Source organism: Nocardia abscessus, assembly GCF_015477775.1.
In the GTDB taxonomy this organism is placed as follows: domain Bacteria; phylum Actinomycetota; class Actinomycetes; order Mycobacteriales; family Mycobacteriaceae; genus Nocardia; species Nocardia abscessus_A.
Window position 1 is genome coordinate 436,974 of the sequence record NZ_JADLQO010000005.1, and the last position, 21,334, is coordinate 458,307.

20 protein-coding genes and 1 tRNA gene are annotated in these 21,334 nt (G+C 69.1%); 11 read left to right on the top strand and 10 right to left on the bottom strand.

What is annotated here, in order from left to right:
* Positions 1-21 precede the first annotated feature (21 nt).
* The 6 genes from IU450_RS16915 to IU450_RS16940 form a co-directional block, all read right to left on the bottom strand.
* Positions 22-1,068: an ABC transporter ATP-binding protein gene (locus IU450_RS16915; protein ID WP_195150720.1), complete on the bottom strand. Its 1,047-nt coding sequence runs from the start codon at positions 1,066-1,068 to the stop codon at positions 22-24.
* A complete protein-coding gene (locus IU450_RS16920) occupies positions 1,065-2,618 on the bottom strand; it encodes an ABC transporter permease (protein ID WP_195150721.1) in 1,554 nt (517 codons plus the stop codon). Before IU450_RS16920 ends, IU450_RS16915 begins: the two co-directional genes overlap by 4 nt.
* A 2-nt stretch (positions 2,619-2,620) precedes the next feature.
* A complete protein-coding gene (locus IU450_RS16925; protein WP_195150722.1) occupies positions 2,621-3,643 on the bottom strand; it encodes an iron ABC transporter substrate-binding protein in 1,023 nt (340 codons plus the stop codon).
* A gap of 109 nt (positions 3,644-3,752) precedes the next feature.
* Positions 3,753-5,171 (bottom strand): metallophosphoesterase, encoded by a 1,419-nt coding sequence (locus IU450_RS16930; RefSeq protein ID WP_228834659.1) that lies wholly within the window; start codon positions 5,169-5,171, stop codon positions 3,753-3,755.
* 4 nt (positions 5,172-5,175) lie between these two features.
* Positions 5,176-5,775 (bottom strand): hypothetical protein, encoded by a 600-nt coding sequence (locus tag IU450_RS16935; protein WP_195150723.1) that lies wholly within the window; start codon positions 5,773-5,775, stop codon positions 5,176-5,178.
* A gap of 133 nt (positions 5,776-5,908) precedes the next feature.
* On the bottom strand, positions 5,909-6,310 hold the full coding sequence (locus IU450_RS16940) for a nuclear transport factor 2 family protein (RefSeq protein ID WP_195150724.1): 402 nt from the start codon (positions 6,308-6,310) through the stop codon (positions 5,909-5,911).
* 150 nt (positions 6,311-6,460) lie between these two features.
* On the opposite strand from IU450_RS16940, the gene IU450_RS16945 reads away from it, so the two are divergent.
* Together IU450_RS16945 and IU450_RS16950 are read left to right on the top strand one after the other, a co-directional pair.
* Positions 6,461-6,826, top strand: a complete 366-nt coding sequence (locus IU450_RS16945; RefSeq protein WP_195150725.1) for a hypothetical protein — start codon at positions 6,461-6,463, stop codon at positions 6,824-6,826.
* Positions 6,827-6,993: 167 nt separating this feature from the next.
* On the top strand, positions 6,994-7,677 hold the full coding sequence (locus IU450_RS16950) for a hypothetical protein (protein WP_195150726.1): 684 nt from the start codon (positions 6,994-6,996) through the stop codon (positions 7,675-7,677).
* Between the two features lie 120 nt (positions 7,678-7,797).
* Here the strand turns inward: IU450_RS16950 and IU450_RS16955 are convergent, their stop codons facing one another.
* Positions 7,798-8,502: a L,D-transpeptidase family protein gene (locus IU450_RS16955; protein ID WP_195150727.1), complete on the bottom strand. Its 705-nt coding sequence runs from the start codon at positions 8,500-8,502 to the stop codon at positions 7,798-7,800.
* Positions 8,503-8,676: 174 nt separating this feature from the next.
* Here IU450_RS16955 and IU450_RS16960 point away from each other — a divergent pair, with 174 nt between their 5' ends.
* The 3 genes from IU450_RS16960 (at position 8,677) to IU450_RS16970 (ending at position 10,003) form a co-directional block, all read left to right on the top strand.
* Complete coding sequence (locus IU450_RS16960) at positions 8,677-9,051, top strand: hypothetical protein (RefSeq protein WP_195150728.1); 375 nt, start codon at positions 8,677-8,679, stop codon at positions 9,049-9,051.
* Between the two features lie 77 nt (positions 9,052-9,128).
* Positions 9,129-9,506, top strand: a complete 378-nt coding sequence (locus tag IU450_RS16965; RefSeq protein WP_195150729.1) for a hypothetical protein — start codon at positions 9,129-9,131, stop codon at positions 9,504-9,506.
* Between the two features lie 200 nt (positions 9,507-9,706).
* Positions 9,707-10,003 carry a hypothetical protein gene (locus IU450_RS16970; RefSeq protein WP_195150730.1) on the top strand — a complete coding sequence of 99 codons (297 nt, stop codon included), beginning with the start codon at positions 9,707-9,709 and terminating at the stop codon, positions 10,001-10,003.
* A gap of 80 nt (positions 10,004-10,083) precedes the next feature.
* On the opposite strand, the gene IU450_RS16975 is transcribed toward IU450_RS16970, so the two are convergent.
* The 3 genes from IU450_RS16975 to IU450_RS16985 all read right to left on the bottom strand — a co-directional run bounded on the left by IU450_RS16975 (position 10,084) and on the right by IU450_RS16985 (position 12,196).
* Positions 10,084-10,156: transfer RNA gene (locus IU450_RS16975), tRNA-Arg, on the bottom strand.
* A gap of 106 nt (positions 10,157-10,262) precedes the next feature.
* Positions 10,263-10,898 carry a DUF305 domain-containing protein gene (locus tag IU450_RS16980; protein ID WP_195150773.1) on the bottom strand — a complete coding sequence of 212 codons (636 nt, stop codon included), beginning with the start codon at positions 10,896-10,898 and terminating at the stop codon, positions 10,263-10,265.
* 362 nt (positions 10,899-11,260) lie between these two features.
* A complete protein-coding gene (locus tag IU450_RS16985) occupies positions 11,261-12,196 on the bottom strand; it encodes a DUF3105 domain-containing protein (RefSeq protein WP_195150731.1) in 936 nt (311 codons plus the stop codon).
* A gap of 93 nt (positions 12,197-12,289) precedes the next feature.
* On the opposite strand from IU450_RS16985, the gene argS reads away from it, so the two are divergent.
* The 6 genes from argS to rho all read left to right on the top strand — a co-directional run bounded on the left by argS (position 12,290) and on the right by rho (position 21,323).
* Positions 12,290-13,948, top strand: a complete 1,659-nt coding sequence (argS, locus tag IU450_RS16990; protein ID WP_195150732.1) for an arginine--tRNA ligase — start codon at positions 12,290-12,292, stop codon at positions 13,946-13,948.
* Positions 13,949-14,042: 94 nt separating this feature from the next.
* Entirely contained in the window at positions 14,043-15,464 is a 1,422-nt protein-coding gene (lysA, locus tag IU450_RS16995; protein WP_195150733.1) for a diaminopimelate decarboxylase, read from the top strand.
* Positions 15,461-16,816, top strand: coding sequence for a homoserine dehydrogenase (locus IU450_RS17000; protein WP_195150734.1), 1,356 nt, complete (start codon positions 15,461-15,463; stop codon positions 16,814-16,816). Before lysA ends, IU450_RS17000 begins: the two co-directional genes overlap by 4 nt.
* A complete protein-coding gene (gene thrC / locus IU450_RS17005) occupies positions 16,813-17,907 on the top strand; it encodes a threonine synthase (protein WP_195150735.1) in 1,095 nt (364 codons plus the stop codon). The genes IU450_RS17000 and thrC overlap by 4 nt, the downstream gene beginning before the upstream one ends.
* A gap of 25 nt (positions 17,908-17,932) precedes the next feature.
* On the top strand, positions 17,933-18,886 hold the full coding sequence (thrB, locus tag IU450_RS17010) for a homoserine kinase (protein ID WP_195150736.1): 954 nt from the start codon (positions 17,933-17,935) through the stop codon (positions 18,884-18,886).
* Positions 18,887-19,214: 328 nt separating this feature from the next.
* Positions 19,215-21,323 carry a transcription termination factor Rho gene (gene rho / locus IU450_RS17015; protein WP_195150737.1) on the top strand — a complete coding sequence of 703 codons (2,109 nt, stop codon included), beginning with the start codon at positions 19,215-19,217 and terminating at the stop codon, positions 21,321-21,323.
* Positions 21,324-21,334: the final 11 nt, after the last annotated feature.

Sequence of the window (21,334 nt, forward strand, 5' to 3'; positions counted from 1 at the left end):
TCGCGGCAGCTGGATGTGGATTCAGGCGGTGTCCGGCTCGGCGTACGCCACCGCCGAGCCGAGCACTTCGATGCGCACCCGCCGGCCGGTGGCCGGAGCGTCGACGCTGGCCCGGCGTACCCGCACCGGGGTGGTGGCGCCGTCGAGATCGATCGTCAGGATGACATCGGCGCCGCGGAATTCGACCGCGCTGACCTGCCCGCTTTCCCGCTCGCCCGCTGAAACGGCGCGAGCCACAAGCTGTTCCGGCCGCAGCATGACGGTCACGGTCCCGGCCGGGGCATTGCGCTGCACCGGGATCCGCCCGAGCGCGCACTTGGCCACGTCGGCTTCCACCACCGCATCCAGCAGCACGCAGTCGCCGAGGAAGCGGGCGGTGAACAGGTCCTTCGGCGTGGCGTAAACCTCCTCCGGCGTGCCGACCTGGGTGAAGCGCCCGTCTCGCATCACCGCCACCTGCTCGGCGAAACTCAGCGCCTCCTCCTGGTCGTGGGTCACCAGGATGCTGGTCATGCCCGCCGCGCGCAGCGTGTCGGCCACGGCCTGCCTGGTCGTCGCGCGCAGCCCCGCGTCGAGCGCGCTGAACGGCTCGTCCAGCAGCATCACCGACGGCTTGCGCGCCAGCGCGCGGGCCAGCGCGACGCGTTGCTGCTGGCCGCCGGAGAGTTGATGCGGCCGCCGATCGGCATAGGACGCGTCCAGCGAGACCATCTCCAGCAGCTCGTGCACCCGCTGCCGGTTGCGGCGGCGCAGGCCGAGCCCGTAGGCGATGTTCTGCCCGACGGTCAGGTGCGGGAACAGCGCCCCGTCCTGCGCGACGTAGCCGATGTTGCGCCGCTGCGGCGGCACCGTCCCCCGATCGCCCACAACGGTTTCCGCGCCGATCGACACCGAGCCCGTATCCGGCGCCTCGAATCCGGCGATGACCCGCAGCAGCGTGGTCTTGCCGCAACCGGACGAGCCGACCACGGCGGTCGCGGTGCGGTCCGGCACGTCGAGACTGATACCCCTCAGCACGCGGCTGTGACCGAAGGTCTTCGACACATCGGCGACGACAACGCGACTCATATCCCGGCCGCCTTCCGCGAGTTGGTGAACAGCAGATACGTCACCGGCACCGCGGTGACGATCATGATCAGGGCGTACGGTGCCGCGGCCGCGTAGTCCAATTCGCCGGACAGACTCCAGAATCGCATCGCCAGCGTGCGAGTTCCGTTGGGCGCCAGCAGAAGTGTCGCGGTCAGTTCGGTCGCCACGGCGACGAACACCAGCGCGGCGGCGGCAGCCGCGGCAGGCGCCGCGAGACGCAGCGTGACGAGAAAGAACGTCGCGGGCCCCGACTTGCCCAGCGATCGGGACGCCTCCTCCAGGCCGACCGGCACCTGGGCGAGCCCGGCCCGCACGCTGACCAGGGCCCGGGGCAGGAACAGCAAGAGGTAGGCGGCGATCACCATGCTCGCCGTCTGGTAGAGCGCGGGCGCCCACCGGATGGTCACGGTCACCATGGCCAGCGCGATCACGATGCCGGGCAGCGAGCTGGTGATGTAGTTGGCGCCCTCGACCAGCCGGGCGAACGCCGAGGTGGAACGCACCGCGATCCACGCGACCGGGAACGCGCACAGTGTGGTGAGCAGCGCGGCGACGGCCGCGAGCGCCACCGTCTGCCCGAGTGCGTCGCCGATGTCGGTGAGGTCCCATACCGCCGTTCCGCCGATGCGCAACCAGCGCACGATGGTCCACAGCGGCACGCCGAGCGCGCCCGCCGTCACCGCGACGAGCACGGCCAGGACCGGTACCGTGCCGGCGCCCAATCGGATCCGGGTCGCGGCGCGCGGCGCCCCGCTGCCGATTCGCGCGTAGCGCGCCCGGCCGCGCAGCCCGGCCTCCGCCCCGAGCAGCGCCAGGCAGCACAGCACGAGCACACCGGCGAGCATGCTGCCCGCCGGACCGGCGAAGCTGGATTGGTACTGCTCGAAGATGGCCGTGGTGAACGTGTCGAACCGGACCATCACGAAGGCGCCGTACTCGGCGAGCAGATGCAGTGCGATGAGCAGCCCGCCGCCGAGCACGGCCAAGCGCAACTGCGGCAGCACGATTCGCGCGAACACCGCGACCGGCCCGGAGCCGAGCGCCCGCGCCGACTCCTCCACCGCGGGATCCAGGCGGCGCAGTGTCGCCGCCGCGGGCAGGTAGACCAGCGGGAAGTAGGACATCGTCGAGATCACCACACCCGCCCACAGCCCATGCACGGTCGGGAAGACGCTGACCCAGGCATAGCTGTTGACGAACGCGGGCACCGCCAGTGGCGCCGCGAAAACCGGCCCCCACCAAGATTGCCCCGGAACATCGGTGCGTTCGACCACCCAGGCCAGCCCGACGCCGAGCGCCACGCAGATCGGCACGGTGCACACCACGAGAGCGGCCGTATTGCCGAGCAGCTCACCGACTCTGGGCCGGAACACCAGCTCGGCCGCCTGATCGAGGCCGGTGGACAAGACCGTCGAAACGATGTATCCGAGCGGTACGAACGTCGCCGCCACCAGCAGCAGCGCGACGATCGTGACGACCGGCCCCGGCCTGCCGACCTTGGGCGCCGTCACAACGGTCCGCAGCGCCACGGCTACAGCAGGCCCGCTTCGGTCATCAACTGGGTGACCTTCTTCGAGTCCAGCTTCGACGGGTCGACGGCCGGGGCCTGCAGGTCGGCCAGCGGCGGCAGCGCCGGGTTCGCGGCCACACCGCTCGCGACCGGGTACTCCAGCGACGTGCCGTCGCGCAGCACCTCTTGCCCGGCCTTGCCGACGATGAACGCCAGGAACTTCTGCGCCGCCTCCTGCTTCTTACTCGCCTTCAGCACGCCGCCGCCGGAGACGCTGACGAAGGCGCCCGGGTCCTGGTTCTTGAAGTAGTGCAGGGCGGTGTCGGCGCTGCTCTCCTTGGTCTTCGCCTGGTCGCGGTACCAGTAGTAGTGGTAGATGACGCCGCCGTCCGGGCTGCCGGAGTTGACCGCCTTCATGGTCGCGACGTTGTTCGGGAAGGGTGTCGCGTTCTCCTTCATGCCCTTCAGCCAGGCACGGGTCACGTCCTCACCCTTCAGCGCGAGCAGGGCCGCCACGATGGCCTGGAAGTCGGCGCCGGACACGCCCGCGCCCCAGCGGCCTTTCCACTGCGGCTGCGCCAGATCGAGCAGCGAGGCCGGCAGCTGCCCCGGCTGGACCTTGTTCTTGTTGTAGACGAAAACCGTTGAGCGAGCGGCGACGCCGGTCCACTTGCCGGTGGACGGACGGAACTGCGCGGGCACCTGCTCCAGGGTCTCGGCGTTCACGTCGGCGAACAGGCCCGCGTTCTCCACCAGCGCCATAGCGGGTGAATTCTCGGTGAGGAACAGGTCGGCGGGCGAGGCCGCGCCCTCGGCGACCAGCTGGTTGCCCAGCGCCGTGTCGCCGCCCTGGCGCAACGTCACCTTGATGCCGGTTTCCTTGGTGAACGCCTCGGCCCACTCCTTGGTGAGCGATTCGTGCTGCGCGTTGTAGACGGTGATCTCGTTCGCGTCGTCCGAGGAATCCGAGCAAGCCGTGATGCCGAGCGCCGCCACGGCGACGGCCGATCCGGCGGCAATCGTCTTCCATCTGACCGGCTTCATCCTCGTCCTTCCGACCGCGTTCCTCGTACGTATGTTGAGGCTTGCCTAAGGAAGATACCGCGTTCGACGTGCGCAAACCGTTCCCGGATGTGGCGAATTTCCTCGGCGGCTACCGCAGCCCCGAGAAGTCGCGCAGCACAACGTGATTGCGGTCGGCGCAGGTGCCGAGCGTGTAGTCCGGGAGCAGCCCGAAATACTCGCCGCGGGTGAGCGCGCTCCAGCGCCGCGCTTCCTCGGTGCGGGTCTTGTAGAAATTGACCATGTAGCCGCCTTCGTAGAGACGCAGCAGGCTGTAGCCGCCGGGATACTCCTTGACCGCGGCGACCTCCAGGAACTCCACCGCACACGACGCGTCCGGTCTGGTGCGGCGGTTGCGATGGGTATGGCCGCTGTGATGCAGGAAGACGCCGGGAGACCGGGTGTAGAGCGTCTGCAGTTCGGCGCTGTCGCGTCCGTCGAGGACGAATCCCGGCCCGGCGAGGTTGGTCAGCCCGGACTCGGTCGTGACCGGGTGGTGGCCGAACAGCAGCGTCGGCCGGTCCGGATCGGCGCGCAGGCGTTCGGCGAGGTGATCGAACTGGGGCCGTTCGATGGACCCACCCGCGCCGTCGAGCCGGCTGGTGTCCACGCCCAGCAGCCGCAGGCCGCCGATCTCGTGTTCGACCAGTTGCTGCCGCGCGGAGAAGACGTCGGCCCAGCAATCCCGGTGATCGGCGGGAGCGGGCGCGCAGCCGGCGTATTCGGCGCCGATGTGCGGCCGGTCGTGGTTGCCGCGCACCGCCAGGTAGTCCCGGCCCAGCGACCCCCACGCGTCGAGCCGGGCCCGCACCGTGCGGGTGTCGTGTTCGGAGGCTTCGGCGGTGAGGTCGCCCGCGAGCAGCAGGCGTTCGGCCCCGCGGTCGGGGCGGCGCAAGTCGTCCAGTACGGCGGCCAGCATCACCTCGGGATAGGGCGCGAGGTGGGGGGCCTGCCGGAAGCCGGGCGGCAGGTCGCCGACGATCAAGCCGCTGACCTGCTCGCCGTAGTGCACGTCGTTGGCCAGCGCCAGCGTGCGCAGCCTGCGGCCGGGCGGCGGGACCAAAGTGGTGAACTCGCCGCGGGCTTCCGGTGCGGCGGGATCTGAGGTGGTCAGCGACAGCGCCGGCGTGGCGCGCAGGCCCGCCGACCAGGCCTCGAAACGGTAGGCGCGGCCCGGTTCGAGCCCATCGATCTCGGCGTAGTGGAACGGGGTGGGGCGGTCGTCGGCGAATACCGGCACCGGTTCGCGCGCGGAGTCGGCGGGACCGATCCGCACCCGGGTGTCGGCGTCGACGGGGATCAGCCGACCGGCCGGGTCGGGCGCGAGCGTGGTCCAGGTGAGGATCACCGAGGTGTCGGTGATCGTCACCACTTCGAGATCGGTGGCGACGGCGGAATTCGGCTGTGCCCGAGTTTTCGTTCGTCCGGCGAGGGGAAGCAGTGCGGCGAGGCCGAGCGCCCCGAGAACGGTTCTGCGGTTCGGCCCGCAGCAACTCATGGGTGCGTGCATTCGATCAGCGCGTGCCCTCCGCGGAGCAGACCTTCCACTTGCCGTCTTCCTTCTTCAGGTGCTCGGTCGTGCTGGTTTCGGTATCGGGCTGTTCACCGGGCACGGCGACGGTGAGCTTGCCGGTGACCTTCGCGGTCGCGGTGTCCCCGGTGACGACGATGCCCTCGATCCTATCGATGGTGACCGCGACGGAGGTGCTGTCGAATTCGTTCTTCTCGCGCTCGGTCATCGCCTCGAACGCGGCGCGCTCGCGTGCGCACGCCTGCTCGGCCGCCGCGCTGAAGCCGCGGGTGTCGAGGGTCTCGTAGAAGTCGCGAATCGACAACTCGATCCGCTTCTCGTCCGAGGCGAGCGGACCTCGGCCCTGCGAGGTCAAGAACACGCCCGCGATCACCGCCCCCGCGACCACCAGGGCGACTATCACCGCCAGGCCGACGATCAAGCCGGTGTGGCTCTGCTTCGGTGGTTGCGGCGGGTATCCGGCCTGTGGATAACCGGGTGGCGGATAGCCCGCGCCCGGCGGAGGCGGGACGTAGCCAGGAGATGGCTGTTGCGGGTGGTGCGGTTGCTCATCCGGCGGTTGCCCGCCCGGCGGGTAAGCCATGTCGTCCTCCGGTGTCTACCCCCGGTGCCTGCATCGCTACGGCAAGGGCGTGCCCGGGCAACCGGAAACCAAACCGGAACCGGACCGTTCGCGAGGTCGCCGTGACCGATGGCGAACGGTCCCGCCTGCGTGGTCATGCGGTCAGCGCGGCGTGCCAGCGTGCGGTGTCGGTGTACTGGTGCAGCCGCGTGATGCGTCCTTCGTCGTCCACCTGCCACAGGTGCACGAATTCGGCCTCGTATTCGCGGCCGGTGCCGCGCGCCGCGCCGCGATAGTGGCCGGTCACCACGACGGTGCCGTCCGTGGTCTCCTGCCAGGTCTCGTCGTACGGGGCGGTTTCGAAATCCCGGGCCACCGCGCCCCAGATTCGCGCCATCGCCGCGAGCGGGCCGTGGAAGGCGCCCCCGGCCCCGCACGGCATTCCCGGTGCGGTTCGGGCTTCGAAATCCGGATGCAGCAACGCCAGGATCGCCGGTCCGTCACCCGTCTGCGTCGCCAGGTAGAAACCCTTGACGACCTCGAACTTCGCGGACATGTCGCACTCCTTCTAATATGATTGTTCTAGAACGATCATATTAGATCCCTGGCTGAATTTCGAGCAGGAGTTGTGGTCGTCGTCATGTCGTCGGATTCCCCCGGTCGGGTTGCCTGGTGCTTGCCGCATATGTCCGGCTAACATTCGAACATGGGTTCGATAAGCGATGAAACGCCGCGAACCGAAGGCACGGAACCGGAGCTGGTCTACCCGAACCGGACCGGCCACTACTACCGGACGCTGACCTACCCGCCGCGGCCGGTCTGGGTGCGGCTGGACGCGATCCTGGTCCGCGACCCGGGGCTTCCGCGGCATGTGAACGGCGCGGGCGTCATCATGCGCGGTGAGCGCCCCGGAACCCTGACGCACTGGTTGCCCACCGTCGACGGTGACTGGATGGGCCGGGTGACCTACAGCATCCAGTTCGCCGACGGCCGCCCGGACCTGCACGTGCGCGACCAGTTGGTCCCCGCCTATGCGCTGCGTCCGCGGCAGTCCGCCGCGCCGGAGCCTTAGTGATCGAGCATGTAGCCTCGAGTTTGCCTGTCTTGTCAGAACTTCGGAGATCCCTGTGAGCGCCCTTGGCCGGCCGATTGCCGCGGTGTGCGGCACCGGACGAGCGGGTTGTCCGGCCGATTGCTGCCCGGTTGTCGCGGTAGGGGGCCGGTGATACGTTGCCCGGCATGGGATTTCAGTTGCCGCATCCCGAGGTGCTGTGGGCGCGTGTGACCGTCTTGGACGTGATCACCTCCGCGACCCACACCGATCGGGTCGCGAGCGGACAGGAGATCGGGCAGACGGCCAGAGTGGAAGGCGGCCGGCTGATCAACGACGACGGTGAGGGCAATTGGTACTCACTGGTCAGATATCCCGGTGACCGCGCGCTGCTATTCGGGAGGGACGAGGACAACGAGGTCACCGGGACCTCCTACGATCCGCTGGCCGCGGCGCCCGCCTGGGTGCGCTCGGTGGAACCGACGGCGCAGCTGCCCGGTGGCGCGGAAGGCCCGGTCAGTTTCGTGCGCTGGTGGGAATTCGGCCGCTGGCAGCACACGCCGACCGACCTCGACGACGGCCTCGAGCTCGGCCTCAGCGCCGCCGCCGACCGGGAGGACTTCACCGGCAGCGTCATGAGCGCCGCCATCCACGCGAAGTGGGTGGAGATGGACTACGAGGCGGGCAAGCTCATCGCCCTCACCGTCGATCCCACCGCCCTGCACGCCCTGTGCGACGCCGCCGAGAACGGCACCCTCACCAAAGCCCACTTCTACTTCCTCCAGCCCGGCCTGACCGCTCCCGCTTTCACCTACCTCACCAAAGCCGGCGTCCTGACGGCCACAGACAAGCCCACCGAACCCCTGCCGTAGCGCCGTGCCGCAGAAGGCACCGAACCACTCGAGCGAAGGGCTCCCGACTGTTCGGGAGCCCTTTTCTCGTCTGCGAGCAAGGTATTTCGCGCCTCCTCCGCGTGTGCGGTCCGCGGCGATTCAGATCGGATACATGCCGATCACCGGCTTCCTCGACGGCTCGAGTGTGGTCAGCAGCGTGCGCATGACGTCGTCGCCGACCGCGACGCAGCCCGCGGTCGGCCTGCCTGCCTCGACGTGGACGAAGAACGCCGAGCCCCGCTTCGGCACCACCGGAAAGCGGTTGTAGTCGATGACCAGCGCGTAGTTGTATTGCGGGTCGGTGCGCCCGAGGTTCTCGCTGAGAGTGGTGTCGAACGGGCAGCCGCCCTCGGCACATTGATATTTCTGGTTGTACAGCGGGCTCGCCGTGTCGGACACCCACCACCAGGTGTTCGACGGGTCCACCGACAGGTAGGGAAGCTTCGCGCCTACGTCGGGCAACCGGCCGAAGCCCTCGGTCAACGCGAAGGTGCCCTCCGGCGTATACGCCGCGCCTTCCCTCGCCTCCCGGGAAATCCCAGCCGAGCCCACCCACGCGGGCACCGCCAATGTGCGCTCCCACCGTCGAAACCGGTCCCGCTGCCACAGTTCCAACGTCCCCCGGTCGGCTCCGGCCGGCGCCGTCACCCAGACAACTTGAGTCCCCGGAACCGCGTCCGTATCGAACGGCGGCCGCTCCCTGGTGATCTCGAACCACAAACCGCCCCCGAGCACCGCGACAGCGACAACTCCCACCACCACCCAGCGCAGCGCGGACACTCGCCCAGTCCCACCGTCACCCAATGCCGTTCACCTTCCTGCGTAGACGAGCCGCGAGTGGCACATGTCTGCGTCGAACGTCGTGCAGCCCTCTTCGTGGTGTACCGCTCGTCATCATTTCCTACGGAAGCCGCGACCGGTCGATCTTGCTTACCAGTCGTTAAGGGTTCCTTTAGGCCGCTCGGTGAGGGTGCCTTGATGATCACAACGCGTCTTGCCCTTCTCGGGCTTCCCGTGCTCATGCTGGCCGCTGGTGCCGGCCTGGCGACGGCTCCCACCGCGGCGGCACAACCCCCGCTGCCGACCTACACCTGCAAGTACACGCCCATCACGGATTACTTCGTGGTATTCAGCTCGATGCGCGGGCGCAGGTGCGCAGCGTCGCCGGGTGCGCCGCTGGACGGCAGTTATTTCTACCCGGTCCGGATGGAGAACAGCGTCACCGGCGAGAAATGGGAGTGCGGCGGCGCGTTCCCGTTCCTCGGCAAGCCGATCCATCCGGGAATGGGATCCTACGAAGCCGAAGCGGTGCTCAATGCCGGGGTGGACGCGAGTAACTGTCGTCCGATCTGACCGCGCGACGCGAGCGAGAAAGCCGTTCGTGAGTCGTTTCCCGCAATTCAATTACTTCGATTCGAACAGGAACCGCGATGAGCACAATCCGTCTGGTCCGCCTGGGGCTGCCTGCACTCCTGCTGGCCGCCACCGCCGGTCTGGTGGCCGCCCCCGCCGCTGCCGCACAAGTTCTGCCGACTTACACCTGCAGCTACACGCTCGACTTACCGCACTTCGGATCCGTGAAAGGTCGTGAGTGCACGGCCACGGCGGGCGCTCCTTTGATCGGCCACCACTGGATCACTTTCCAACTGCAAAACAGTGGATCGGGTGAAAAGTGGGTGTGCAACAGCGTCGAGGCGGCCCTTGTCCCGTACTACCTGGACGGCAAGATAGATCCAGGCTATGAGGATTTCGAACGGGCATACGGCCGTGGGGCAGATGCGAGCGTCTGTCACCGCATACTGGACTGAATCCGGCTCGGCCGGTCGGGACCACCGCGTGACTGCCCGTACACCGCCACTTCTACGACAACATCGGACATGCGTACGATATGGGCCGGGGGACCGGGGCAGCCATACGTGGGCATCGTCGATCTCCTACCTGCTCCGGTTGCCTTCAGGCAGATCAGGGCATGGTGAGTACCTTCGCTGACGCTAGAAAGGATCTGCCGGTGTTCTCGGCAACCACATTCACTACTCCGCGTCGGATATTGATCCGCGCAGTCGTAGCCGGCGCAGTCGCCGCTGCATCCCTGGCTATATCGACGATTCCGGCCTCGGCCGATCCAGCGACACCCGTCGTGGTCGGCACCGAAATCAGGCATGACCGGTGGGACGACCGTCCTGGCTTCCCGGGCAGTGACCGCGACAATGATTGGTGGGGGGATCACGACCGCGGCCGCGGCAATGATCCGCTGTGGCGCATGTTCCACAAGCTGATACCGAACGGTGTGTTCGGCAGCAGCTGATGCGGTCACATCCATCGAGCTAGGCCGAGATCGCAACGAGAAAGGCCCCCTGCCAGCTGGCAGGGGGCCTTTCACGTACGTGCCCTCGGCAGGATTCGAACCTGCGGCCTTCTGCTCCGGAGGCAGACGCTCTATCCCCTGAGCTACGAGGGCGGGATAGGTCTCGGTCGGGGCCTGGAAGGCGGTCCGATCGGGCTGGGTCAGCCTATCGTATCGGCCGCCGTCCGCCAAAAAGCGCGGACGGCGGCGGGGATTCGGGTCAGGGGAGGGGGGCGGCGCCGCGGGTTCTGAGCATGGTGGTCATCAGCTCGGATTCACCGCGCTGGGTTTTCGCCATGGTCTCGGCGAGGGTGCGCACCGCTGTGGTGGCCGCGTGCTGGGCGGCGTAGTCGATCATCGGCAGCCCTCCCTCATGGTGGCGCAGCATGAGCTGCAGGAACATGGTGTCGAGGGCGGGGCCGGTGGCCTGGCGCAGCGCCGCGAGTTCGGCGGGCGTGGCCATGCCGGGCATGGCGGGCACCGGGCCGGAGTGGTGCGGCTCGTTCGTCCCGGAGTGGTCGTGTCCGCCCATGGGCTCGGTCATCCAGCCCATGAATCCGTCCACGCCCTGCGCGGGCTCGCCCCACAGTTGCAGCCAGCCCTGCATACGCCCGATCTGGCTCTGCTGGGTGGTCAGGATGTCGTAGGCCAGACGCCGTACCTCGGTGTCGGTGGAACGAACCAGCACCACGCCCGCCATCTCGACGGCTTGGGCGTGATGCGCCGACATGTCCTGGCTGAATCCGGCGTCGACCACGCCCGGGTCCGGCTCCGACGAACCGTCCAGCGGAATCCGCGCCAGCACGCCTATGGCGAAGCCGATCAGGATGGCGCCGATGATCCCGAGGATCAGCAGCGCCGTGCGCTGGCGGCGGAACTGTCCGCTGAAACCGGCCGACGCGTCGTCATCGGATCCGTCCGGGACGTCGTGCCCGGATGCGGTGGCTTCGTGCGGGTCGGATGCAGCGGCTCGGCGCTTGTCGGATCCGGCGGCGCGGTGCTCGCTGGAAGTGCGGGATTCGGGCTTGCCGGCCCTCGGGGTTGCGCGGTCGTCGGCCCCAGCGGGTACCTCCGGGGTACCGGCCTCGGCGGTTGATACGCGTGAGTCGGCACCGGCCGGTGTTTCGGGAGTGGCAGCCGCAGCGGTCGATTCGGGAATGTCAGCCCCAGTGGATGCTTCGCGAGAGTCGGCCCCGGCGTCTTCGCGATCGCGGGACACTACTGCCCCGCGCCGGGTGCGGGCTGCGCGGGTGCGGGCTGGGCGGGCGCGGGCTGCGCGGGCACCGGAGCGCCGGGCATGCCGGGCAGCCCGGGGAGGCCGGGAACGCCGGGCACACCCGGAAGCCCGCCGGGCGCACCGCCGACTTCGGACGGGTCCGGCTGCAGGCCCTTGCCGTCCATCGGCACCGCGTCGGGTCCGGGCGGCGTCGGGTCGAACGGCGGCGGGTTGTCGGTGTCGAAGACGATGGTCGAGCAGTCCGCGCCCACCTCGGGATAGGTGTAGTTGTTCAGCCGCAGTGCGGTGATGAACTGGCCGACGCGCTTGTCCTCCGCGCTGTCCAGCTTCAGCTGATGCCCCCAGGACTGCAGCGACACCGCGGAGTCGAGGCCGGGGTAGGGCGACATCAACGTGTACGGCTTGCCCTCGACCTTCGCCTTCAACGTCTCGATACCGTCGGCGTTCACCTTGTCCGGGTTGTAGGTGATCCACACCGCGCCGTGCTCGAGCGAGTGCACCGCGTTCTCCACCCGGATCGGCTTGCTGTAGACCACGCCGGTGCAGGTCGCCCAGGACTGGTCGTGCGGGCCGCCGAACGGCGGCGCCTGGTCGTAGGCCACCCGCTGGTTCGAGCCGATGTGCAGGCCCGCGGGGTATTCCTTCTTCACCACGCCCGCGATCCCGTCCGAGGGGTCCTTCTTCTGCGCGCTCGGCGTGTACTTCTCCAGGTCGGCCTTTTCCCGGTACTTGGGGACCAGGTTGTAAGCCAGCGCGCCGATCAATGCGATGATTACTACGGCCGCGCCGATGGCCAGCCAGGGGACCTGGCGATTCTTCTTCGGAAGCTGCCCTTGTTTGCCCCCCTTGCGGGGACCCGACAACTTCGCCGCGGCCTTGGCGGCCTTGGCCGATTTGGCGCTGGGACTGCTAGGCATCGCTCAGTGTGCTCTTTCGACGTTGATGGATCCGCTGGCTGCGCAGTGCCCACCCAGAGGTGTACACCCGCCAAGACCATAGGATAGAGACTCGTGACTCCAGCTGACCTTGCAGATCTCCTTCGCTCGACCGCGGCGAAGGTGCTTGTCGAACGTGGACTGGACCCCGCGGTCCTGCCCGACGAGGTCACGGTAGAGCGTCCGCGAAACCCGGAACACGGCGACTATGCCACGAATGTCGCGATGCAGGTGGCCAAGCGCGCCGGAACCAAGCCGCGTGACCTGGCCACTTGGCTGGCCGACGCACTGGCCGACGCGGACGGTGTCGCCGCCGCCGAGGTCGCCGGGCCCGGCTTCCTGAACATCCGCCTCGCCGCCTCCGCGCAGGGCGCGATCATCGAGCGGGTGCTCGCCGCGGGCGCCGCCTACGGCACCGCCGACACGCTGAAGGGCACCCGGATCAACCTCGAGTTCGTCTCGGCCAACCCGACCGGCCCGGTGCACCTCGGCGGTACCCGCTGGGCCTCGGTCGGCGACGCGCTGGGCCGCATCCTGGCCGCGCAGGGCGCCGACGTGGTGCGTGAGTACTACTTCAACGATCACGGCGCGCAGATCGATCGGTTCGCCGCCTCGCTGGTCGCGGCCGCCACCGGCGCGCCGACTCCGGAGAACGGGTACGCGGGCGCTTACATCGGCGAGATCGCCGACAAGATCGTCGCCGCGCATCCCGACGCGCCGAGCAAGCCGGAGGGCGAGCGCCTCGAGCTGTTCCGCGCGGTGGGCGTCGAGTTGATGTTCGCGCACATCAGGGAGTCGCTGCACGAGTTCGGCACCGATTTCGACGTCTACTTCAACGAGAGTTCGCTGTTCGCCTCCGGCGCGGTCGAGCAGGCCGTGCAGCGGCTGAAGAACTCCGGCGACCTCTACGAAAAGGACGGCGCCTGGTGGATCGCCAGCTCGGAATACGGTGACGACCAGGACCGGGTGGTCATCAAGAGCGACGGCAAAGCCGCCTACATCGCAGGCGACATCGCCTACTTCCAGGACAAGCGCGCCCGCGGCTTCGACCTGTGCATCTACATGCTCGGCGCCGACCACCACGGTTACATCGGCAGGCTGAAGGCCGCCGCGGCCGCCTTCGGTGACGATCCGGCGACCGTCGAGGTGCTGATCGGGCAGATGGTGAACCTGCTGCGCGACGGCGTCGCGGTGAAGATGAGCAAGCGGGCGGGCACCGTGGTGACGCTCGACGACCTGGTCGAGGCGATCGGCGTGGACGCGGCGCGATACTCGCTGGTGCGTTCGTCGGTGAACTCGAGCATCGACATCGACCTGAACCTGTGGGCCAGCCAGAGCAACGAGAACCCGGTCTACTACGTGCAATACGCGCACGCGCGGACCGCGTCGATCGCGCGCAACGCCGCCGAGTTCGAGTACGACGCCGTCACCCCCGATCTCGCGCTGCTGTCGGCCGAGGAGGAGGGCGAGCTGATCCGCACCCTCGGCGAGTACCCGCGCGTGGTGGGCAGCGCGGCGAGCCTGCGCGAACCGCACCGGGTGGCCCGCTACCTGGAGGAGCTGGCCGGCGCCTACCACCGTTTCCAGACCAACAAGAACCTGCGCGTCCTGCCGCTGGGTGACGACCCCGTCTCGCCGACGAACGCCGCCCGGCTCACTCTGGTGAACGCCACACGCCAGGTCTTGGCCAACGGCTTGGGTCTGCTCGGCGTCAGTGCGCCGGAGCGCATGTGACCGGCCGGCCGACCAGAGCGAGGAAGGAAGCACCAGTGAACATCACAGCCGCCCGCGCGGTCATGCCGAGGCCGAGCGTCAGCGAGGCGCAGGCATGAGCGCGCATCCCGCCGGTCCCCGGCATGCCGAGATCCCGCACGCGCCGAATCTGCCGGAGCGTCCGAGCGATCCGAAGCAGATGATCGACCTGCCCGCGAACGTGTGGCCGCGCAACGCGGTGCGCGACGAAGACGGTGTCGTCCGCTTGGCCGGCGTGCCGGCGCACGAGCTGGCCGCCCAGTTCGGCACCCCGCTGTTCGTCATCGATGAGGACGACTTCCGTTCCCGCTGCCGCGACATGGTGCGCGCCTTCGGGACGAACGCGCGGGTGCACTACGCGTCCAAGGCGTTCCTGTGCGGCGAGGTCGCCCGCTGGATCCGCGACGAGGGCCTCTCGCTGGACGTGTGCTCCGGCGGCGAGCTCGCCGTCGCGCTGCACGCCGGCTTCCCCGCCGAGCGAATCGCGTTGCACGGCAACAACAAATCGGTCGTGGAGTTGGAAGCCGCGGTATCCGCGGGCGTCGGCCACGTGGTGGTCGACTCGCTGATCGAGATCGAGCGCCTGGAAGCCGTCGCGGGCCGCGCGGGCGTGGTGCAGGACGTGCTGGTGCGCGTCACCGTCGGTGTGGAAGCCCACACCCACGAATACATCTCGACCGCGCACGAGGACCAGAAGTTCGGCTTCTCGATCGCGGGCGGCGACGCGATGGAGGCGCTCGCGCGCGTCTTCGACGCCGACAATCTGCGTCTGGTCGGCCTGCACAGTCACATCGGCTCGCAGATCTTCGAGATCGACGGCTTCGAGATCGCCGCGCGGCGCATGCTCGGCCTGCTGCGCGAGGCCGTCGACAAGTTCGGCGTCGAGCGCACCGCGCAGATCGCGACGCTGGATCTCGGTGGCGGACTGGGTATTTCGTACTTGCCGTCGGACGACCCGCCGCCGTTGGACCAGTTCGCCGCGAACCTTCGCGAGCTGGTCGCCGCAGAAGCGGAGCGCGCCGGGCTGCCCACGCCGGTGATCGCGGTGGAGCCCGGCCGCGCCATCGCGGGCCCCGGCACGGTGACGCTCTACGAGGTGGGCACCATCAAGGACGTCTCGCTGGACGGTGGTCTGCGCCGCCGGTACGTGAGCGTCGACGGCGGCATGAGCGACAACATCCGGCCCGCGCTGTATCAGGCCGACTACGACTGCCGCCTGGTCTCGCGGTCCTCGCAGGCCGGTCCGGTGGTCGCGCGTGTGGTCGGAAAGCATTGCGAGAGTGGCGATATCGTCATCCGGGACACCTGGATGCCCGCCGATGTCGGCCCCGGCGACCTGGTCGCCGTCGCCGCCACCGGCGCGTACTGCTACTCGATGTCCAGCCGGTACAACCAGTTGACCCGTCCCGCGGTCGTCGCGGTACGGGACGGAAAGCCCCGCCTGATCCTGCGCCGGGAGACGGTGGCGGACCTGCTCAGCTTGGAGGTGGAAGCGTGACGGCGAACGCGAACAAGGGTGCGTGGGGGACCGATCGCCCGATCGGTGTCGCGGTCCTGGGTATGGGCAATGTCGGCACCGAGGTCGTGCGCATCCTGCGCGAGCACACCGAGGACCTGCGTTCCCGCGTCGGCGCCCCGGTGGTGCTGCGCGGTGTCGCCGTGCGCAACCTCGACACCGACCGCGGCATCCCCGCGGACCTGCTCACCACCGACGCCGACGCACTCGTCGCCCGCGACGACGTCGACCTGGTGGTCGAGGTGATCGGCGGCATCGATCCGCCCCGTCGGTTGATCCTGGCCGCACTGAACGCGGGCAAATCCGTGGTCACCGCGAACAAGGCGCTGCTGGCCGACTACACCGGCGAACTCGCCGCGGCCGCCGAACGCAGCCGCGCCGACCTGTACTTCGAGGCCGCCGTCGCGGGCGCCATCCCCGTGGTGCGCCCGCTGATCCAGTCGCTGGCGGGCGACCGGGTGAACCGGGTCGTCGGCATCGTCAACGGCACCACCAACTTCATTCTCTCCGCGATGGACGAGACCGGCGCCGACTACTCGGCCACGCTGGCCGAAGCCACCCGGCTCGGTTACGCGGAGGCCGATCCGACCGCCGATGTGGAGGGCTACGACGCTGCGGCCAAGGCCGCGATCCTCGCCTCCCTGGCGTTCCACACCCGGGTGACCGCCGCCGACGTGTACCGCGAGGGCATCTCGCGGATCTCCGCGGAGGACCTGGAGACCGCCTCGGCGCTCGACTGCACGGTCAAGCTGCTGGCTATCTGCGAGCGTGTGGACGCGGGCCCCGGCGAGCCGGGACCGGAGGACGGCGGCAAAGAGCGTGTCTCGGTGCGCGTCTACCCGGCGCTCATTCCGCGCAAGCACCCGCTGGCCGCGGTGACCGGCGCCTTCAACGCGGTGGTCGTCGAGGCGGAGAACGCCGGGCGGCTGATGTTCTACGGGCAGGGCGCCGGTGGCGCCCCGACCGCCTCCGCGGTACTCGGCGATCTGGTGATGGCCGCGCGGAACAAGTTCTACGGGGGTCGCGCTCCTGGCGAATCGGTTTATGCTGAGCTACCGATCGCGCCGATCGGCGATACGCCCACCCGCTATCACGTGAACCTGCAGGTCGAAGATCGTCCTGGGGTACTGGCCGCGGTGGCGGGTGAATTCGCCAATCACGGGGTGAGCATCTCGACCGTCCGTCAAGAAGGGCACGGCTCGGGTGCGCGCCTGGTCGTGGTGACCCACCACGCCGTGGAGTCGGCGCTCGCGGAGACCGTGGCCGCCCTGGCGGATATGGCATCCGTCACATCCGTGACCAGCGTTCTGAGATTGGAAGGCACCGAAGAATGAGTACGACTGGCGTCGCGCCACAGGCAGGAGTGCACTCCCGCTGGCCGGGCCTGATCGCGGCCTACCGCGACCGGCTCGCGGGCGCAGCCGACTGGGAGCCGGTCACGCTGTACGAGGGCGGCACGCCCCTGGTGCCCGCGCCGCACCTGTCCGAGGTGACCGGGTGCGAGGTCTATCTGAAGGTCGAAGGCCTGAACCCGACCGGTTCGTTCAAGGACCGGGGCATGACGATGGCGATGACCGACGCCAAGTACCGCGGGCAGACGGCGGTGCTGTGCGCGTCCACCGGCAACACCTCGGCATCCGCCGCGGCCTACGCCACCCGCGCGGGCATGAGCTGTGCGGTGCTGATCCCGCAGGGCAAGATCGCCATGGGCAAGCTGGCCCAGGCCGTCATGCTCGGCGCGAAGATCATCCAGGTGCAGGGCAACTTCGACGACTGCCTGGAGCTCGCCCGCAAGGTCACCGCCGATTTCCCCAGCATCGGGCTGGTGAACTCGGTGAACCCGGCGCGCATCGAGGGCCAGAAGACCGCGGCTTTCGAGATCTGCGACGTGCTCGGTAGGGCGCCCGACGTGCACGCCCTTCCGGTCGGCAACGCGGGCAACATCACCGCGTACTGGCGCGGCTACCGGGAGTACCACGCCGACGGCGTCACCGGTGGGCTGCCGCGCATGCTCGGCGTGCAGGCCGCGGGTGCGGCCCCGCTGGTCAACGGCGCTCCGGTGAAGGACCCCGAGACCATCGCCACCGCCATCCGGATCGGCGCGCCCGCCTCCTGGAACGGCGCGGTCGAGGCCAAGGAGCAGTCCGGCGGTGCGTTCCGCGCGGCCACCGACGAGGAGATCCTGGACGCGTACCGCCTGGTCGCGGCCACCGAAGGAGTGTTCGTCGAGCCCGCGTCGGCCGCCAGCGTGGCCGGTGTGCTCGCCGCCCGCAAGGAGGGCTGGCTGGACTCGGGCCTCACCGTGGTGTGCACGGTGACCGGCAACGGTCTGAAGGATCCCGACACCGCGCTGTCGGGCATGCCGCAGGTGCAGCCGATCTCGGTCGACCCGGTCGCGGTCGCCGCCGAACTAGAGCTGGCCTGAGTTGACTTCGCGTGACAGCCGGCTCATGAGCGCGACGCTGCCCGCCGGTCTGACCGTGACCGCGCGGGTGCCCGCGTCCACCGCGAACCTCGGTCCCGGGTTCGACTCGCTCGGTATGGCATTGGGGATCTACGACGAGATCCAGGTGCGCACCACCGATTCCGGGCTCACCATCCGGGTCGAGGGCGAGGGTGCCGACGACGTGCCCTGGGGCCCTTCGCATCTCGTGGTCCGCGCGATCGAGCGCGGCCTGGAGTCGGCCGGGGTGTGGGCCGACGGCCTCGATGTGGTGTGCCGCAACGTGATTCCGCATTCCCGCGGGCTGGGCTCGTCGGCCTCCGCGGTGGTCGGCGGACTGGCCGCCGGGTGCGCCCTGGTCGCGAAGCTGGACCCGGCGCTGGCCACCTCGGCCGACCGAATGGTCCAGCTGGCCGCCGAATTCGAGGGTCATCCGGACAACGCGGCGGCCAGTGTGCTCGGCGGGATCGTGGTCTCGTGGACCGAGAGCGAGCGCCCCGCCGACGAGGCGCCGGGCACGGAATACCACGGTCGCGTCTACCGCGCGGTGCGGCTCGAGCCGCATCCCGCGCTGCGGCCGTTCGTGCTGATCCCCGAGGAGCGCTCGTCCACGGCGCACACCCGCGGCCTGCTGCCCGACGTGGTGCCGCACGGTGACGCCGCGTTCAACGTCAGTCGCGCGGCGCTGGCCGTGGTGGCGCTCACCCAGCGTCCCGATCTGCTGATGCCTGCCACCGCCGACCGCCTGCACCAGGCCCAGCGTGCCCCCGCGCTACCGCTGACCACCGCCTGGATCACCCGCCTGCGCGCGGCGGGGATGGCGGCCACCGTCTCCGGCGCGGGACCCACCATCCTGGCCCTGGGTACCAGCGAATTTCCAGCGGAACTCCGCGAACTGGCGGCGGTCGACGGCTTGCGCGTGCTGGAGCCGGGAATCGCCGAGGGTGTCCTGGTCGAGTGACGGCGAGTCTGTCTTGCCGAGATTCGCAATGGACAGCTATCCTGGGCAAGTCCGTACATCGTGCGCATCAGACGCCGGTGCTTCATCAGGGCAATCGCTCCAGCAGGCTCCAGGCTCGAGCCTCCAGGCCATGGGGGTGCTGCGTAGCTGCGCAACTGGAATGATCTCTCCCCACCTTTCACCAACGGTGGAGAAGCCGCCGGTCCGGCGGGGCAGGTGATACGGCACAAAGCGCCCGGACGGACGCATCCCAGTCCGGCAGAATGCCCGGGCTGCGGGACGAACCCTCGAAACAGCACACGGCAATCGAGGGAAGGAAAGGATTTCCGTGACAGATACGGACCTGCTCGCGACACCCGGCGTGGAATCGAACCCGACGGGCGACCGCGAAAGTGAATCCGGACAGATTTCGAAGATGATCGAAAACACCGACGTCGCACGATCGGGGCTGACTGGAATGTTGTTGCCGCAGTTGCGCGCGCTTGCGGGGGAGCTCGGTATCCGAGGCACCTCCGGAATGCGCAAGGGCGATTTGATCGCCGCCATCAAGGAAAATCAGGCCGCCGGAAAGTCGGCGAAGGTGGAAAAGCCCGCCAAGAGCGAGGCCAAGTCCGCGGCAACCGCCAAGGCCGATGCCCCCGCGAAGAACGCCGCTCCCGCCGAGTCGGCGCCCGCCAAGGCCGAGCAGGCGACCCTCGACGTGACGCCCGCGGCTTCGGCCGCGCCCACCGAGGCTCCCGCCCCGGCGAAGACGGCTCCCGCCGATTCCGCGCCCGCCGCCGAGTCGGCCTCGTCGAAGGCGACCGAGGCGACCGAGACCACCGAGGAGTCCGGCCGAGAGAGCGGCCAGCGTGGTCGTGGACGGCAGCGGCGTGGCCGTGACCAGGCGCGATCCGCATCCGCCGAGACCGCGCCCGCCGAGACGCGTGCCGACGAACCGAAGCAGGACAGCGAACAGGGCGGCGAGCGCCGCCGCGAGCGTGGCCAGGGCGAGCGTCAGAGTGAGCGCGGTCAGGGTGAGCGCGGCGAGCGTGGCCAGGGTGAGCGCGGCGAGCGTGGCCAGGGTGAGCGCGGTGAGCGCGGTGAGCGTGGCCAGGGTGAGCGTGGCGAGCGCGGTGAGCGTGGCCAGGGTGAGCGTGGCCAGAGCCAGAACGGCAGCGCGGGCGGCCGTGGCGGCGACGACGAGGAAGGCGGTCGCGGACGGCGCGGACGCCGCTTCCGGGAGCGTCGTCGTGGGCGCGACCGCGATGGTGGCGGCGGTGAGGCCCGCGAGCTGGAGATCCGTGAGGACGACGTCCTGCAGCCGGTCGCGGGCATCCTCGACGTGCTGGACAACTACGCCTTCGTCCGCACCTCGGGATACCTGGCCGGGCCGAACGACGTCTACGTGTCGATGAACCTGGTCCGCAAGAACGGTCTGCGCCGCGGCGACGCGATCACCGGCGCGGTGCGCGCCCCGCGCGACGGCGAACAGGCCAACCAGCGCCAGAAGTTCGATCCGCTGGTGCGGCTGGACACGGTCAACGGCGGCGACGTCGAGGCGGCCAAGCGCCGTCCCGAGTTCGGCAAGCTCACCCCGCTGTACCCGAACCAGCGCCTGCGGCTGGAGACTCAGCCGAACAAGCTGACCACCCGCGTGATCGACCTGATCATGCCGATCGGCAAGGGCCAGCGCGCCCTGATCGTGTCGCCGCCGAAGGCCGGTAAGACCACGATTCTGCAGGACATCGCCAACGCGATCGCGACCAACAACCCCGAGGTCTACCTCATGGTCGTGCTGGTGGACGAGCGTCCGGAAGAGGTCACCGACATGCAGCGTTCGGTGCGGGGCGAGGTCATCTCCTCGACCTTCGATCGCCCGCCGTCGGACCACACCTCGGTCGCCGAACTCGCCATCGAGCGCGCCAAGCGCCTGGTGGAGATGGGTAGGGACGTCGTCGTGCTGCTCGACTCGATCACTCGGCTCGGCCGCGCGTACAACAACTCCTCGCCCGCCTCGGGCCGAATCCTCTCCGGTGGTGTGGATTCCACCGCGCTGTACCCGCCCAAGCGGTTCCTCGGCGCGGCGCGCAACATCGAGAACGGCGGCTCGCTGACGATCATTGCCACCGCGATGGTGGAGACCGGCTCGACCGGTGACACGGTGATCTTCGAGGAGTTCAAGGGCACCGGCAACGCCGAGCTCAAGCTGGACCGCAAGATCGCGGAGCGGCGAGTGTTCCCCGCGGTGGACGTCAACCCGTCCGGTACCCGCAAGGACGAGCTACTGCTCAGCCCCGACGAGGCGGCGGTACTGCACAAGCTGCGCCGCGTACTGTCCGGCCTGGACTCGCACCAGGCGATCGATCTGCTGATCGACCGACTGAAGAAGTCCAAGAACAACCTCGAGTTCTTGATGCAGGTGAGCAAGACCGCGCCGGGCGCGCTCGACGAATAGCATCGGGCTCG